The 16501-nt window shown below is 55.0% G+C and carries 18 protein-coding genes; 1 reads left to right on the top strand and 17 read right to left on the bottom strand.

The window, feature by feature from the left end; all coding sequences use genetic code 11:
- Positions 1–981, top strand: a 981-nt coding sequence (locus YA0848_RS14540; RefSeq protein ID WP_198731351.1) for a Y-family DNA polymerase, incomplete at its 5' end; no start/stop codon positions are given.
- 90 nt (positions 982–1071) lie between these two features.
- Here YA0848_RS14540 and YA0848_RS14535 read toward each other — a convergent pair.
- The 17 genes from YA0848_RS14535 to YA0848_RS14455 all read right to left on the bottom strand — a co-directional run.
- A complete protein-coding gene (locus YA0848_RS14535) occupies positions 1072–1542 on the bottom strand; it encodes a hypothetical protein (protein WP_172684703.1) in 471 nt (156 codons plus the stop codon).
- A gap of 102 nt (positions 1543–1644) precedes the next feature.
- Positions 1645–2061 carry a hypothetical protein gene (locus YA0848_RS36050; protein WP_232925118.1) on the bottom strand — a complete coding sequence of 139 codons (417 nt, stop codon included), beginning with the start codon at positions 2059–2061 and terminating at the stop codon, positions 1645–1647.
- 121 nt (positions 2062–2182) lie between these two features.
- On the bottom strand, positions 2183–2530 hold the full coding sequence (locus YA0848_RS14525; protein WP_172684704.1) for a hypothetical protein: 348 nt from the start codon (positions 2528–2530) through the stop codon (positions 2183–2185).
- A gap of 14 nt (positions 2531–2544) precedes the next feature.
- Positions 2545–3267, bottom strand: a complete 723-nt coding sequence (locus YA0848_RS14520) for a hypothetical protein (RefSeq protein ID WP_198731350.1) — start codon at positions 3265–3267, stop codon at positions 2545–2547.
- 101 nt (positions 3268–3368) lie between these two features.
- Complete coding sequence (locus YA0848_RS14515; protein WP_172684705.1) at positions 3369–3647, bottom strand: hypothetical protein; 279 nt, start codon at positions 3645–3647, stop codon at positions 3369–3371.
- A 187-nt stretch (positions 3648–3834) separates the two neighbouring features.
- Positions 3835–4950, bottom strand: coding sequence for a DNA cytosine methyltransferase (locus YA0848_RS14510; RefSeq protein WP_232925117.1), 1116 nt, complete (start codon positions 4948–4950; stop codon positions 3835–3837).
- Between the two features lie 432 nt (positions 4951–5382).
- The gene (locus YA0848_RS14505) at positions 5383–6378 is read right to left on the bottom strand and encodes a ParB/RepB/Spo0J family partition protein (RefSeq protein WP_198731349.1); all 996 of its coding nucleotides are present in this window, start codon (positions 6376–6378) and stop codon (positions 5383–5385) included.
- Positions 6379–6502: 124 nt separating this feature from the next.
- Complete coding sequence (locus tag YA0848_RS14500) at positions 6503–7642, bottom strand: AAA family ATPase (protein WP_198731348.1); 1140 nt, start codon at positions 7640–7642, stop codon at positions 6503–6505.
- Positions 7643–7910: 268 nt separating this feature from the next.
- Positions 7911–8102 carry a hypothetical protein gene (locus YA0848_RS14495; RefSeq protein ID WP_014003930.1) on the bottom strand — a complete coding sequence of 64 codons (192 nt, stop codon included), beginning with the start codon at positions 8100–8102 and terminating at the stop codon, positions 7911–7913.
- Positions 8103–8202: 100 nt separating this feature from the next.
- Positions 8203–8517, bottom strand: a complete 315-nt coding sequence (locus YA0848_RS14490) for a hypothetical protein (RefSeq protein WP_198731347.1) — start codon at positions 8515–8517, stop codon at positions 8203–8205.
- A gap of 428 nt (positions 8518–8945) precedes the next feature.
- The gene (locus tag YA0848_RS14485; protein ID WP_014003932.1) at positions 8946–9902 is read right to left on the bottom strand and encodes a replication initiator protein A; all 957 of its coding nucleotides are present in this window, start codon (positions 9900–9902) and stop codon (positions 8946–8948) included.
- A gap of 347 nt (positions 9903–10249) precedes the next feature.
- Entirely contained in the window at positions 10250–11101 is an 852-nt protein-coding gene (locus YA0848_RS14480) for a hypothetical protein (protein WP_198731346.1), read from the bottom strand.
- Positions 11102–11349: 248 nt separating this feature from the next.
- The gene (locus YA0848_RS14475) at positions 11350–11649 is read right to left on the bottom strand and encodes a hypothetical protein (RefSeq protein WP_232925116.1); all 300 of its coding nucleotides are present in this window, start codon (positions 11647–11649) and stop codon (positions 11350–11352) included.
- A 280-nt stretch (positions 11650–11929) separates the two neighbouring features.
- Entirely contained in the window at positions 11930–13042 is a 1113-nt protein-coding gene (locus YA0848_RS14470) for a DNA-binding protein (protein ID WP_198731344.1), read from the bottom strand.
- Between the two features lie 741 nt (positions 13043–13783).
- Positions 13784–15004, bottom strand: coding sequence for a replication initiation protein (locus YA0848_RS14465; RefSeq protein WP_134630140.1), 1221 nt, complete (start codon positions 15002–15004; stop codon positions 13784–13786).
- A 386-nt stretch (positions 15005–15390) separates the two neighbouring features.
- On the bottom strand, positions 15391–15729 hold the full coding sequence (locus YA0848_RS14460) for a hypothetical protein (protein ID WP_172684708.1): 339 nt from the start codon (positions 15727–15729) through the stop codon (positions 15391–15393).
- A gap of 114 nt (positions 15730–15843) precedes the next feature.
- A partial coding sequence (locus tag YA0848_RS14455; protein ID WP_198731343.1) for an IS256 family transposase occupies positions 15844–16501 on the bottom strand: 658 nt, incomplete at its 5' end.

The raw sequence follows: 16501 nt of genomic DNA, 5'->3' as shown, positions 1-16501 counted from the left end.
ACATCTTTCCTTTACATCGATGAGTTGTTCTGCAGTCTTGATGGCCTACCCGAGCCGATTATTGATGTAGGCCGGGCCATTCAAGCCCGTGTCCTGCAATGGACTGCGCTGCCAGTGGGTGTCGGCATTGGGCATACCAAAACCTTGGCCAAAGCCGCTCAGCACGCCTCAAAGGTGTGGCGAGAGAAGACTGGAGGCGTAGTGGATCTGCGCAAACCAGAGGCGGTCGAATGGCTGCTCCGGCGTATGCCTGTCGATGAGGTTTGGGGTATCGGTAGTCGCATGCGCGATAACCTGGGACGCGACGGGATCAGTACGGCCTGGGAGCTGTCGCAAGCAGACGCACGGGCAATGGGTCGTAAATACAGCGTCGTGCTCGAGCGTACGATACGTGAGCTTCAAGGCGAATCCTGTATGGACCTGGAGCAATCGGTTGCGCCCAAGCAATCGATTTGCTCCAGCAAGATGTTTGGACAGCGCGTACACACGCTGAAAGGCCTGCAGGAGGCGTTGGCTACGTACATTCACCGTGCTGCGGAGAAACTGCGCATGCAGCGCTCTCTGTGCGGCGCTATGCGGATCGGCATTCAGACTTCGTTTCACGGCGATGGGCCGAAGTATGCGAACACAGCAACGTGCATACCGCCCTACCCCACCGATGATGTACGCCAGTTGACCAAATGCGCACTGCAGGCGGTCGAGCAGATCTACCGGCCAGGCTTCGCGTATAGCAAGGCCGAAGTCTTGCTGATGGATCTGCGCAAGCGAGGAGAGTTCACTCAGGACCTTTTCAGCCCGAGCCAGCCTGAGCGCTCCGACGCGCTCATGGCTGCCATGGATCGGATCAATCGTCGGTGGGGGCATGATTGCTTGCGCACTGCTGCCGTTCCGCTGACGCCGGACTGGGGGATGCGTCGGGCACTCCTAAGCCCCAGTTACATGACCAGATGGGAGCAACTGTGGCAGGTCAAATGCAGTTGAAGCGCAAAACGTCATCCAAAAGGGCGGAGGGGTAAAACTAAGCCCGCGCAATGGCGGGCTCGATGGAGATCGGCGGCGTTTTCATCGAACTCAGGGTTGGTGGTCTTCTACCAGCGAGTAACCTTCCTCCGGTTCACACAGAATGAAGGACACGCCCCAGTACAGGTGGCTCACGATCAAGCTTTTACGAACCTTGAATTGCATGTGTTCCTCCTGGCGGAACTGGGCCGCACGGGGATGGTAGTGGGGCAGCCAATATTCAGCCCCGAAACTGGCCAATGCCCTTCGTGCAGCGCGAATCAATTGATCGGCAATGTCTTCCTCTTCAAGCGTGAAGGTGAAGTGGATTTCGTCGTCTCGCGGGTCGATGGGCTCCACACGTTCGACATAGCGAGGTGTGACATTGAGTCCTTCCCAAAGCCCTTGCAGAGCAACGTTCAACTGCTGGAGCTTTTCCTGACGCTTCAAGACTGCCAGGTCCTGGGTTGCTACCTGCATCAACGGCGGGTGCGATTTAAGCGCTGCTGCGACCGCTTCGCCGATTGGGTCTTTGTCCTTCATGGGCTCTATCCTGCTCGATCCTGGGCGCGGAAACCGCCCCCTACTACTGCCGCTGCCCAGCTCGCTGGCTGGGCTTGGGCGGTGCCGTTTTCCGTGACTGAATCAGTTGATGGTGATCGACGGTTTAGGCGCTACGCGAAAGACACTTTCGCACTCATCACACTGATAGTCGCCACCCTTAGGGTGCGCCGCATTCGGGTGTTGCTCTACGCGACAGAAAGGGCAGTTCACACGATCAAGCCGTTCCGCGAAGACAACTGATTCCGGCTCTTGCGCGGGTTTAGCGCCGCGACTGTGTTCGATTGAGGCTTTGAAATCGATGCAGGCGTTATCAGCGATCACCCATACAGGCAATTGCATCAACGCGTCCAGCTCCACCGCATTGGCCTTGGCCCACGACAGCACTTCGTCGATGGTTTTCAGATGGCCGTCCTCGATGGCCATCTTCAAGTCAGTGGCCTGGTAAAACCGGCCTGCAATTTCGCTTTTGTCGTCAGCGTCTGGTGTTTTCAATTTCATGGCTCAAACCCTAGATGTTGTGGTCGTCCAACTGCTCAACAGCAACTTTATGTTGTGCCGTCCCCCTATGACCTCGGCTCAGCGCTAAGGCTGGGCTTGTGGTGTACCGGGGCGAATTCCCTTAACTGGCTGCACGTTCACGGGCCGCCATTTCCTCGGCGGTTTCACCGTGCAACTCGTAGAAATCGTGATCCTTCCAAGCCTCACAGAACTCTGCCGAAAGCCCAGTAGCTGCAACCATGAACGCGGTGCAATCAGCATCGCTAAAGACTGGGCGTCCATCCATTTGCTTGATGAAGTGCGGGAACGCCTCCTGATCAGCAGCAACCACTTTTGCTGGCACGGCATCGTGAACAAGCCCAATCAGGCTGATGTAACGCCAATGAGCCGCATCAAGCGCTTCACGCTCTGCCTCCGTGGCCCGCTCAAGAACAGCGGTGAATTCGTCTGGTGTCATGGTGGTCTTCATTGGGTATGTCCCTGTTACCAGAAAGGCGTCAGTGGCACGGACTCGCGACGGTCAAGTGCGGCTTCGTGTTCGTCATGAAACGCACGATACGTCTCAATATTCGCTTCGCAAAAACGCTCTAAGGCTTCTGGATCTAGGCGAGGGCTGTACACCAGCTCAACCGCATCGTCGTCCATGAATTGCAGGGTGCCATCATCAAACACGCGCAGCACTGGTACTGTCAGTAGAATTTCAACCTCGGTGGTGAACGGCCAGTCACGGGCACCATTCGGGTTGAACTCAAGCCCATGGAAGTATTTCATTATCTGCTCGGGTGTACGTGCGGTAGGCCGTTGTTCGTACTCGATTTTGACCACACGACCATCGGCGTACACTTCGAAATCGGCACCACACTTGTCACAGGTTTCCGGCCTGCACTCTCCATCCGTCCTGCGGATCACGGAAATTTGGGTGGTGACAGTGTGCTGGCAATCAGGGCACGCCACGTCCCGTGTAGGGCCTGCTGGCCATGGGTGCGCAGCAGGGGTGAGCTTGAAGCAGAAATCATTGCGGCACCCCGCGCAGGTCACGCCATAAGCGTGGATCGGCGACAAAGTAAAACGCCCGTGCGGGTTCTGCTTGCTCCAGGCAGAGGCGTGGAATTCTTCAATACTGTGACAATGCGGGCATGCCACATCGACGCTCGCTGCCTCTGGGTTGATCGGTTGCTGCACTTCCAACAAATCGGAATCAGACATTGCTCTTTCCTGCTCGATCCTGGGCGCAACAATTGCGCCTCTCTTTTGGCAACGGCCCCACGGGTTAGGCGGGGCTTGGGTGGTGTACCTGGTCGTTTCCCTCAGCGCATACGCCGGCGCGGACGATCCGGCGTTTCTGACCCAGCCTTCACCTGTTGCGCTATCCATTCAATTTGGGCTGTGTCCAGGCCGGATCGCTTGGCGTAATCGTCCCGGTGCTGGTCAAGGTCTTTGGAAAACTCTAACGAGTTGAAGTCTCGGCCGACGTGGCGCAGGAAGCGGCCAGCGCCATCTTTGCCTTTGTAGGTGGGATGAGAGCCATCCAGGATCAATTTCACTTCCTGAAGCAATTCGTCGTGGTTGAAGGTTTCAAGTGACATTTTGATTATTCCGTATTATGGCCTTTATACGGAATATAGCATAGACGAAAAGGTCTGTGCCCTCCCCTTCTGTCTTCGGTCAAATAAGACTTTTGATTGATCGTGTTGCTAGTAGCAACACTTGACTGTTGCTACTAGCAACACCTGAAATGATCCGCCCGCGGCCTAGGCGGATCATGCGTCTACCTCAGATCAGCATTGCCAGTTGCCCGGTGGACTCGATCACTGATAACGACTTCTCGACCAGCAGGTCACTCAACAGCTTGGTCACGGCATCGTCATCGCAGTCGTAGTAGGCATCGTCCAAGAGGTTGGAGAGATCCTGAAGTTTCAGACCATTCTCAATAGCCAGCGATAGGAGCCGAGGATCGATGCGGTCATATTTCCCGGTGATTTCCAAAGCTGGATGGAGACAAGCGTTGTTCGCCATGAAGAAGGCGTAAGCAAATCCTTCTGGCGTCACGCTACGAGCATTCTTCGTGGCCAGGCTGCTCCCACCGTACTGCGTGTGCATTTTTGAGCCTTCGGTTGGATAGACCGGTGCAACGGGCAAGTCTGCGTTGAAGCGGCCCCAGATCAGGGTTTTCTTCGTGTACGGTTCGCCAAGATCGCAGGGGTTGAAGCTTAGGCGCCATGGTGGCAGACCAGCTAGCTTCTCGATTCGACCTACTGGATTTTCAATCGCCCAGATCGACGGCCGATAATACTCGACCAGTCGCAGAGTTTGATGAACCAGCTCGATTGACGCAGCAGTGCGCCCATCGAGATCCTTGGCTGCAAAGTGCTTAGCCCCCGAGTTCGCAAAATCGGTGCAAGGACAAGCTGCGATGATCGCGTACACCTCTGCCCCTTCGAAGTCACCGAAGTACTCCATGAAAAACTCAACGTCGAATTTGCTGACGTCTCCTAGCTCTGGGTTGTCTTGAATATCAAACCGGTATACCTGGTAGCCGGCCTCAGCCCAAGGGGCCGACCATTGCCCGCTTTTATCAAACAGCGACAACACGACTTTATCGCTGTTTTCGCCCGTCGAACCTTGAGACACGGCCTTTTGTTTCCAGGTGCTGATGACATCAGCAGCATCGTCCCGTGACAGCACGCCGTGAGTACGAGCCTTGGCGCTGAGTCGGATAACCTCACTTGCTAAAGGGGCTGTGAACAGGCGATGTACGCCCTCCTCCGACATTTGCTGGAGAACTGCAGCATATGGGGTAACACATTGGCTCAATGGAGTTGGTGTAAGTGAGCGCTGATGCTCTGGGGCACTGCTTGGGTAGGATCGGACGGCAGAGAAACCATTCATGCTCTTGCTCCTAGACTGGTGGACCTGCTGGGGAGGTAGCCGCCTCCCCTGCTGGATGTCTAACACAAGAACATTATACACGTACGTACGTACGTATTCAACGAAACGGATGCGCGAGTACCAAGCTGCCCCGGGTTACTTTGTCTGGTACTTTTCCATGTGGCTAAGCACTACTTGTCTATCAGCATGCACCAACGAGCACGCGGTAAAATCCCCCTCCCACACAGCGGTCGCCCATGTTCCATCAAGCCCTGCTTGCCAGAATGCACCCCACTCGCCGCTTGGCAGCTCTAGCAAGAGCCAATCTGGAAACGGACATTGCCTAGCCAGGCTCAGAACGTACCTGACGTGATGTGGTTCACTAGGCATTCCCATGCGTTTCGCTCCGTTAGCTGATTGTGCCCACCCCGATCGGGGCGGGCTTGGCCATGCTCAATTTCGCGAGCCCTGTGTCGCAAATTCAGAAGCATCAATCGAATCAAGGAAAGCTGCGAGCTTGTCCATGATTTTCTGAGGGTCCATTTCCTTATCGATTTTGAATTCAAGCTTGCGCCCATTCAATCGAACTGAGCCAACCCCTTGCAGCTTCCGAGGTTCTGTCATCATAGGCTTAGGACCGCTACAAGCAGCAAGCTTCTGACCAATCATGCGAAGTGCGGCCTCCTGGCCAGTCCCCTTCTCGGCCATTTGAATCACAATGCGATGAACGATGTTCACATCCGCCTTTGAATGCTCCACAAACTTTTTCGCATAGTTCGCTGTGATCAAGTGGGGTTTGGTGTTCAGAATTTCCTTGATCTGTTCGGGCAGCTGAATTAGGTCAAGGCAGCGGTTCACGACTGTGTGATCTACACCAAGGCGTCGAGCCAAAGCCCGCTGGCTTTTATCAGCGCCTTTCAGCATATATCGTTGATAGCTCACAGCTTTTTCGTAATCCGTGAGCTCATTTTGGAGGTTGTCGGTGATTGCCAAAAGCATCGCCATGTCGTCTGACATTGGCTTTACATGAGCCATGATTCTGTCGCGACCCAGCATTTTGTGAGCCCGCCACCGGCATTCACCGCCGATAAGCTCGAAACGCTCACCTACAGGTCGGATTGTAATCGGTTTACCCAGGCCCACAGAGTCAATCGAGCCAGCGAGCTCTTCAAGTTTTGCTTGATCGAAGAACATCCTTGGCTGATACGGAGAGGGATCGATCAGCTCAACCAGGACCTCCTCTAGCCATTCGTCTTTGAGTATGAGTTGACCTTGTTGAGCGCCTTGAGCAATGAGTTGCGTGTTATCAGCCTCTTGCTCAGATCCCATGGCCTGCTGGAGCATCGCCGCTCTGCTGCCACGGCTACCTGTGGTTGGCGGCATTTCCGTAGGCTTGCGCAGTGATGCCATTGCCGTGCTTGGCTTGCCTGGGTAGTCGGTGGATTTCATTAATCACCCTCCTGTGTTGCTACTAGCAACACTCCAATCTGCTGTTGCTACTAGCAACAAAATCGTCGCGTGTTGCTAGTAGCAACACCTTTGAAAATACGAGCCCTGTTGCTAGTAGCAACACTCACTCTTGGGTCTGAGCAGCAACACGGCGGATCTTCTCCAAAACCTCGGCATGCACTGCGCGAGCGTTTTCGATGGTGTCCCGGTTAGCACCCTTCCAAAACATCAGGGGGACACCGTCATCGAGGGAGTTCACATAGTCTGCAGAGTGATAAATCTTTTCCTCTGTCACGCGACCTGGGAAAAGCTGGTTCAGCCTGTACAAGTTGTTCAACATCCGAGGACGCCCCTTGGCGAACATGGTCGGCACGGCCACCAATTCAGGGGCGAAACCGTATTCGCGTGCGAAACCAGCGCACCAGTCATGCAGTCGCAAGATCGCCTTGAAGGAGAATTTGTCCATTCGAACTGGGCTCATGAGCAGATCGCTTGCCGCTACCGAATTCTTGGTCAGGCGCGAGCCTGCGGGGGCGTTATCGAAAATGATGACGTCGTATTGCGATAGGTCGCAGCCTGAAATCTTGCCAGCTTTACCATCTTCAACCCACTTCGCGTACCACATATCCGAATTATTGGCTGCGTCCAACGCCACGCCCAGATCTTCTAGCGATGCGTCGGCTGGGATCAGGTGGGGGCCATTTTCACCAAAGGGTTTCTTGATGACTTCATCAAGCGTTTTGGGTTGAAACGAACGCATGCGAAGCATTGGGCTGATCAGGTGGCCGAGGTGACCATCAACGATGCGGTCAGCAGGGATTCCAAGCTCCTGCAGATCTTCTGGAGTCGCGTCCGGGTCGTAGCCGAGCATGCTCGACGTATCACCCTGGGGATCATTGTCGACCAAAAGGACGCGCAACCCAGCGAGAGAACAGGTAATGGCCTGGCCGACCGCTGTGGTGGTTTTGTTGGTGCCACCCTTCGAGATGTAGGTGGACATGACCACCTGGCGTCCCAAGCCCTTCAAGTGACCAAGTTCACGGCGAAGTGCTGCCAAATCGAAAAGGTCCGATGGCGTATAAACCCGAGAGGTCACGGTTCCGCGCGGCACACGACGGATCTCGATGTTGTTCGATTCTTCGATGTCTTTCAGGCGCCGAGTCGTAAGGCCAAAGCAGTCCGCGGCGAAACGAGGCGTGAAAAACAACTCATTGAAATCCACGTAGGTTGCAACATCTTCGACCAATTCCACATTCGAGTTCATAGCACTTCTCCGTTTTGCTGTTGCATTCAGTATAAATCCTGAATTCCTGTTGTAAACCGTGGAATTCAGGTTATTTGAGTTTTTAAGTCGTAATACCTGAACCTGTAGGCCGATTTTGTTTCTAGTAGCAACGATGTGAGCGGCCCAAGCACTCGCGCAGGCGCCTACGCCGCAGCAAGCGAAGGCTGAGAGCATCTGAAAGGGGGACGGGAAGGGGATTTGTGGCAAAGAGGCGATAAGCAGGGCTCGTTGCGAACCCGCTTGAGGGTTACTTAGTGGGCGGAGTTGGCTCGATGCCCCACATCATCTCAAGTGCCTGCTCGATCAGGAATGACATGGCAGTGTTTTGTTCGAATGCCTGCTTGCGAAGGCGCTCATGGTAGTCATCGCGCATGGTGATCGTTTTGGCGCTCCGCTTGGGTTGCGAAGGTGCTGGCGCAGCGTCTTTACGTGATGCCATGAACAGGCCCCCATATGGATTGAAGTCGCGACAATGATAAACCGTTTGCTAATCTATAGATACGTACGCACGTACAATGCGTACGCATCATTTAAGCCCCTTACTGCTGCTCAACCAACCTCGCACCGCGGCCGTCATTGGCGCCACGCTTCAAGTCGGACAGCTGTTGGATAGTGTCCTGGAGGTTGCGCAAGACATATGCAGGAAAGCCTGGTTTACCCTCGGAATTACGTACTTTCAGATCGTCGATGTGGTCACTATCGAATCCCAAACGAGTAAGGCTCAAATCATCGCCCTCTACTAGGGCACGATTCGCGGAGATCATTACAGAATGGGCTTCTTCCAGTTTTTCGATTTCATCATCGATGTGGAGGGTATCGTCGCGATCAACGGACCATAACGAAATGCGCTTCATGATATTGCTCCTAGACGCTTGGTTAGCCTGGTAGCCGCCAGGCACAACTCGGTGGGTTTCCTTACACACACTATACGTATGTACGTACGTATGCAGCACTATTTGTCGGCGATATACGACGACTCGGCTATTTTTTCTCGGTGTTGCTGTTTGCTCAGACGTTCAGCTGCAGCGGCCGCTGCCAAGGCCACTCATCAGAGCAGCCAGGTGGTGGTGATTTCAGCCACAAGGCGATGCCTAGAAGATGATGACGCTTGAGAAGAGCAGGGGAGGTGAACTCGGCCAGGGCTTGATCTTGGCCAATCTTGAGCCTGAGCCTGCGCTGCCGCATAGCGTCCGTGCTGCAGTCCAGCTAATTCTCGAATAGCCTGGTCTTTACATTCCCCGTTCAAATGACCGTGTTGCTCAATCCTAGATCGCGCCGGCATTCAACTCTCCATGTCGCGCTTTTCGAGCGCAGCGAACCAGTCCATTTCGCCTTTGGCCGCGAGCTCCTCGAGTAGCGATTGCTCGTCGCGCGTGTAGAACACGATTCGATGAGGCTTCACACTGGTATCCAACCCCATGTGATAGTCCGGCAACAGGTCACGCTGAATGATCTTGCGGATCTCAGCTCTGTAATGAGTGAGGCTCTGTTTTGAGCCACATTTTTGCTGCAGCGCAACAATGTCCGCGGCCCAAATCATCTTGCTACCCAAGTGTTTACGAGCGAGTTCATACAACCGCCGTTCAAGAGGCATTCGCAGCCCAAAGTAGCGCCGATCAATGCTCATCACTTCAAAATGCAGGAAGGCGTTGTAGATCCACTCTGACAGCACGACTTCGCACTCCAACACGCCTTTGCCATTGGATGCGGTCTTGGTGACGGTGTAGTCCTCGATCCAGCCAAACCCTTTCGTCTGCTCTTGACCACCAGTAACGATATTGGTTTCGAGCTGCGTCCCTTTTAATCGCCGAAGCATGTCCAGGACGTTCGAATAGGCGTTTCCACCAGGATCGCGGGATGTACCCGTCAAAAAATCGTATGTGTCGAACTTAACCCGCTTGGAAATTGGCATCCCAGCTTTACGGGCCTCGATGATCTGCGATCCGAGGAACAGCAACAGGTCTTTGTCGAAAACGGTGGCGGCACCGATCACTGGCGGGATGATGCGTACACGCTTGTTCGTACCGGGCTGGCTGTACTCACGTACGCTTGTATCAGGTTTGGTCGACAAGCTGAAAAGCGGGAACTCCATACTGGCCAGGTCATCCTTAACTGGCCACTCGACAATGTTCGCCTGGAACATGTCGGTCTGTACGTAGGGTACTACATGCCCCTTTCGCCCTCTCTTGAGTGGCTTATCATCGTCCGCTGCCATATCGGCCATCTTCATCTCGATCATTACGCGTTCCCGCCATTGTACACAGGTAGATAGCGACGCTTGTGCAGCTGCCGACTCACCCTGTGTATCAGTTTTGTGCAGGCCTCATCCGAGGCCAATACGGTTCGTATTTCACCGACACCGTGCTCTCCGCAGATACCCCAGTTCCGCATTGCCACGGTGTGACCGATCAGATCGACGAGGATCCGCAGCTCGTAGAAACGCGCACCACGTTCCCATCTCGCGTAGTAGGGTTGGTTGAGGTAGCTGGTTGCAGTCGTTATCATGTCCGAACCCAGACGCTCCTAGACGAGTTCTTTTCTGGTAGAAGCCCGGAACCGGTAGCCGCCGACCGGGCTTCGCTCTGCTTACGGCAAGACTTTATCGTCGTAGAGCATGACCATCTCAGCCATTACACACAGCTCCCCCTGCACCTTGGCCATTAGGCCGCGGCAATCGCCTCGCTCCAGGACACCTGCATCCCACAATTTGCACAGCTCCGAATAGCTGTAAGTCTGCATCGGCCAGTCACAATGCCGAACGAACGTCCAACCATGGCTATCCCGAAACTCACGGGAATATGAAGCGCCCATGATCACAAATTGTCGGCCATTAACCTTGACCGTTGGAACAGTCGGGACCTTGTCGCCCGCCTCTGCGAACGCTGCAGGGCAAACAGCACCATCCCAGCGGTGAGAGTCAAGCTTATGCAGGTGGACAACGTCACGATGACTGGTCCGAAAGAAACTCGACTCCCACGGTACGAACTCACACCAGCAACGCTGTTCAGCGCTTTTCAGCCAGGCCTGCACGACTATTGAGCCGACGCCAGGAACATGGATGCCCAAGGTTTGCGAGCGCGGTGCGCGGCGCTGCTTGAAACGGCAACCATTCACGCCACCAGCGTCTGCAAGGAATGACAAATCCGCCCATTGATCCATGGACACAGGCAATGCCGATCGCCACATAAACGAGCCAGTTTGAACGGTGTCGGTACCGCAGCGCTTTTCCTGAAGCAATGCTTGAAGACATGATTCGATGCTCTGCTCGAACAGCGGTCGGACTTCGGCGGGTACGTCATGCAATCGGGCAGCGGCAGTGTCAAGCATCGCCTTATAGGCATCATGGGTATATTCAGGCGAGCACCAGCTCTCGCTACCGCCGAAAGCAGCTTCAGCGACGGTTTCATCAAAGCTCAAGCCCATTTGCACAGGATTCATCTTCTGCACTCCTAGATAAATTCAACCCGGTAGCCGCCGGGGAAGCAGGAACGCTTCAGAGCAAAGAATAACATACGTACGTACGTACGAAAAGAACAAATAGATTTCACCATGGAGGCCTGGTGCAAATGCAGTTGATATCAGCCCAGGTAGTTGAATTCCGGGTCCAGCTCGGGGCTGGGGAGGGGAGGGAGGAGGGGTCGTCAGTGCTTGAACCCCCGAGGGCCGATTGCGCGGCCCCATTTTCATTAAACAGCCTTACCCTTGGCCTTCACCGGCAGAGTCTGGTTCTGGTGATAGGCGGGCATCCAGCGGGTAAGCAGCTTGATCCCATGGAAAGAGCTGCCTTGGCCACTGATCACAAATGCAACTGGGTCCGCCTCCTTGGGGACGCGTCGACCTTCTTTCTTCCAATACCCCGCGGTTTTGACGTCATCAGGTTGTAGTGGCCAGCACGATACATCAGGTTTGCAGTCGTAATGCGGGAGCCCGGGATGCTCGGCTTCTTCGGCCTTCAATCGTTCAATGATTGCTGCTGAACGAGTCATAAACACCTCCATCAACAAGGGTTTCCAATTCGCTACCCGCGTGCTGGTAACGGGTGATCGGGTCGCTTCGGAGTCACGCACGGAGATGCAGGGTGATTTGGATTAGCCGCTATCGCCGCGCACTCCGCCTCATACGCAGCCTGGTCAGCCGCCTTTTCGTACCTCTGCTGCCCATATCCGACGATGAGGAACGTGCCGATAAGGATCAACTTTGTAGACGTTTTCATGCAGTGTTTACTTCCCTGTGAGTCCATTTTTCAAGGTCGCCTTCCGGGCATCCTTACTTTGGTTCATTAGGTTTGCCGGCAGAGGGCTTCACCGTCGCACTGCTATGCCGACTTTTGGTCGGGCTCAAGCGAGTCATAAGCTCGCTGTTCTGTCGCAGCACCTCTTGGAGGCCACCGGCAGTCTTGGCCAGCTCGCGGGAGTTCTCATCTGCAGCTTGGCGCCACTTTTCTGCATCAGTCTGCAACGTAGTATGCGACCGCTGCAGTTCTGCATGTTGAGCACCTAGTGTGGCAACCTGCAACTGCAGACCATCAGCCTGTTGCTGTTTGACATCTAGTGCCGCACGCACTCGCACCAACTCATCATTTGCTGCCTCAGCTTGGGCCTGGGCCTGGGCAAGCTTCACCTGTGTATCACCCAGTGCCATTTGGCGCTCCTCGGCCTGCTCAGTTACAGACTCAAGGCGAGCCCTGGCCGTTACCAAATTCTCGTTCAGGCGCTCGATCTGCTCGGCGGCAACACCTTTCTGCTGATCCAGCTCTGCCAGGTGGCTGATACGCGCTTGAGAAAGCTCCTGCCTCACTGCAGCGGTCTCCTCGTGGGCAACCCGCAGCTCGTCTTTAAGGTCGTTCGCCCTACGTTCGATCTCAACTGCTCGGGTGGTCTGTTCGGCAAGACTCTCGCGCGCCTCTGCCAGCTGCTGGGAAAGCTGCTGGTTTTGTTGCGTAAGCAAATCATTGGATCGCTGCACCTCGGCATGTGAGCTACGGGCCTGCTCGGCCTCAGCCACTGCCCCCTCATACGCCTCCGCAAGCTCGCGACGCATAGTCTCATTGTCGCCGCGCTCCAGCTCCCATTTAGCCTCCGCTTCTCGAAGGCTGGCATTTGCTTGCTCCTGCGCGGCGGTCCAAACGATGCCGACTGCCTCAAGGTGGGCTGACTTCACTTGATCCGGCACTGACACTGCGACAAGAGCGGGTTTCGCGGTCTGCTGCCGCTTCCATTCCTTGAATACCGCTGAGCAAGTATTCATGTCAGCCCGCGCCCGACCCCGGACATCGCTCACAGTTGGAAACTTATCGACGCGACCCAACTGGTCATACAGCTCTTCAATCGCGGTGATGATCCGTGCGCGCACATCGGGGTTAACGGGTGACAGTTCCATTCTCAGCTCCAAAAGAAAAACACCATAAGAATAATAAGAATCTTCTTATTATTATTATGCAATGGTTCTCAATTTAAGAAAGCCCAGTCTGCGTTTGCTGAAAAACCGCTCCCACTCTGATCTCACACACTCGGCGAGTAGGCGGGGCGACCCGATACCTGGACGGCAACGGGGCTCACGCCTGCGTAGAGGGTTCTGGGAATGGAGGTAGGTGCAGGGGGAGGCAACAGAGTGATGGTCAAGCTAATCGTCGCAACAGCCAGCATGAGCAGTTGAATGATTCGGTCGTACATGTGAAGGCACTCCTGGGCCTGGAAGATGACTGGAAGCTTGCCGTCACGACCGATTCGAAATCCTCTTGGGTTTTTTCCGCCCGAATTGGATTCGTCACGACGCTGGCCAGGTCAATCATCAACCGCTCAAGAACCCACACATTCCGCAAGGTTTCCGATAACTCCCGCTCTCCCGGATCGAGGCCGCAACCTGGCGAGCCCTGACATATGCCACCTCAAAGGCCATCGAGAAAAAAGAGCGCGCTCTACGCTGCAATCTCAGCGATTCGTAAGGGTTAGATGCACCAGATTCCACGTAGGAGCATGCCCATTAACAAGAGCGGCACCGCACCAAGCAGAGATATCCAAGAATGGAATGAACGCGGCACAGGGGAGAGCAGGTTAAGTTGTGCAGGCTGGAGGTTCAGTGTGTCGAATCACTCCCAATGCACACCCACCATCTGAATAGCTAATCAGGCAACGGCGGGAGCAAAGCAGCCCCGGTAGGGGCAGGTACCTGATATACAGCATCCTTTACACCGGGTTTAATTGGCTCAGAACCATGGTTTGGACCGGCCGGTTGTGCTGCTGGGGGGGGCAGGGGAGGCTGCTTAGGGCGAAGGGGAACAACCGACGGCGACTGTGCTTCGGTGATGACCGCCTTATACTTGGCCACGGTTTGGCGAGAGACGCCTGCAGCCAGGGCGATAGCCGTGTAGGTAAGATGAGCCCCTTTAGCGATCAACTGCCGGCAAGCCCCACGGATCTTGTTTGCCGTCTGGTTTTGCCTGACTGCATGTGTCCGCTTGGCGGCGAGGCTCTGGCGCTCCTCGAGTGGCAGCGATCGATCAAGCTCCATCACACCACGGTGATAGTCGCCACTTCCGCGGTAGTGAGACCAGGTCCATCGGGCAATCGATTTAGCCGTGGCGCGCACTGATGACAAGGGCAGGTCGTTGTAACGTTCTCGCGTGCGAAAACGGTTGTCGTTGTGACATTGCGCAAGGACCCGAGAGTAGAACGACTCGAAGTAACCACCAGCTCGCTCAGCATTGACGATGCTGTATGCGTAGAAACGGACACGTTCGAACAAGGTGCAATGCCTGGAGTGGGACACTGCATCCATGTCGGGTCCTTTGGACCACAAAGGCATCGGCCTGGCCAGGTCGAGTTCTTCTGCCAGCTCGCCCAAGTCGTAGACATGATTGTGGAGCTCGGTGGTGATCCACCATGGATGGCCTGGTGTCTTGGCAACTGGACCACTGTGGTAATCGGGATCAGCCTTGAGCAGTGCGGCCATGCTGTCGTAGACCGCCTTCATGTACAGGATCGGCTTTTCACGGGCTCGCTCGGTGGTACACACCGGAGCAATCGCATAGTAGAGGTGCGAGTTGCCTGAGTTTCGATTACGGACAATGAAGTTAGGGGGGGGAAGCCCATGCTCCTCCCAAATCAGGGAGTTGGCATGGTCGAGATCGAAAACGAGCCATGACACACGGCCAGGACGATTCACCTGCATGTAGGGGTAGCGGATCGCGTACTCACGCGGCCGTACTCTCATCGCCGTTTTGTTGTCACTGCAGCGTGCGAGATAGGAGGCCTCTTCGAGGATACGGCTCATCGCTGACGCCGGCTGGTAATAGCCCGGGTGCGCAGGCGCCGTCGAAGCTGCCGTGATGAGGTTGTTCACCAGCAGGCCTCAATGAAGAAGCTGACAAATTCAGGGCGAATTAACCCGTGCCGCGTATTGCGCAGCAGAGTGCAGGTGTCCATACTCGAATTACCTGAAAGGGGCCCTCACGTCATCGATCTGCCAGGACCAGATGTGTGGGCTCTTTTTTTTTGCCCGGCAACGGTGGCCGGATCCCTCTTTTAATCGCTCGATCTTTCGATAATACCTACCTAAAAAAAGCCATTCGTTGAGCAAGTTTTGGCGAAGGCTAGAGGCTCAGTTCCGCCCCGTCAACCCGCTGAAACCCGCGTATTTGCTGGGCTCCCTCCAAATTTCAGAACCGTTTTTCTAATTAGTAAGGGCTGTGTTGTGTAAGCGGGCAGCCGAATTTATCCCGAACCTCCTCACCACGATTGCCCTTGTATATCGGGGGATCCGAACGCTTCGTGCGTCGGTGAAATACGAAACCCCGCATCGGCGATATACGACCTGACTGTCGGTGAAATACGAATCGAAAAATCGGCGATATACGAGCCGTGGCAAGTAAAAAAAAACCGCATCGGCGATATACGACTGGCATCGGTGATGTACGAACGTCGGCTGTCGCCCGAGGACGTGATTTGATCATCCGGAATATGGCCTTCAAGCCCCTGTTTTAGGGAGTTGAAGGCCAAATCCAGCGCGCTTTTTATCGGTGAAATACGACCCGTACCAAAAAATATCGGTGAAGTACGAACCGGCATGAAATCACATTGCCATTACTGGCAATTTCGTATTGTAGGGGAGCCCGCAGAATCCGGAAAATAACGTACGCTAAGGATGAGGGTGTCCCGGATTATGTGTAAACGGGATTTCTATTAATCCTGCATCAATCGATCTTCGAACTGGATACTGAAGCGATTCAGAGCCGCTTTCCAGTCCCGTATCGGCATCGTCCACTTCTTGCTGATGTTGTTCAGCGCCAGATAAAACAGCTTGCTCACGGCCTCGTCAGTTGGGAACGAGGCCCGGGTCTTGATCACCTTGCGCAAACTCATGTTGATCGATTCGATGGCGTTGGTGGTGTAGATCACCTTGCGGATCTCGGCCGGATGGTCGAAGAACGGGATAACCCGTGCCCAGTTACGCCGCCAGGACAGGCCGATTGACTGGTACTGACCACCCCACTTTTCTTCAAACTCCGTCAGCCGTTGCTCGGCCAGTTCGACCGTCGCCGAGGTGTAGACCAGCTTCAGATCGGCGGCCACTTCCTTGCGCGCTTTCCAGGACACGAAGTTCAGGCTGTTGCGCACCATGTGCACGATACACAACTGCACGCAGGCTTTCGGATAGACCGTTTCGATCGCCTCGGGGAAGCCCTTGAGGCCGTCCACGCAGGCGATAAAAATGTCCTGCACGCCACGGTTCTTCAGCTCGGTGACTACCTGCAACCAGAACTTGGCACCCTCGGTTTGGGCGATCCACAGCCCCAGCACTTCCTTGTGCCCGTCCATATTGGGGTTGTACGCCGGAATC

The organism is Pseudomonas sp. S4_EA_1b (genome assembly GCF_016307435.1).
GTDB lineage: Bacteria > Pseudomonadota > Gammaproteobacteria > Pseudomonadales > Pseudomonadaceae > Aquipseudomonas > Aquipseudomonas rhodesiae.
This window is presented reverse-complemented; position numbering and strand designations above follow the sequence as displayed.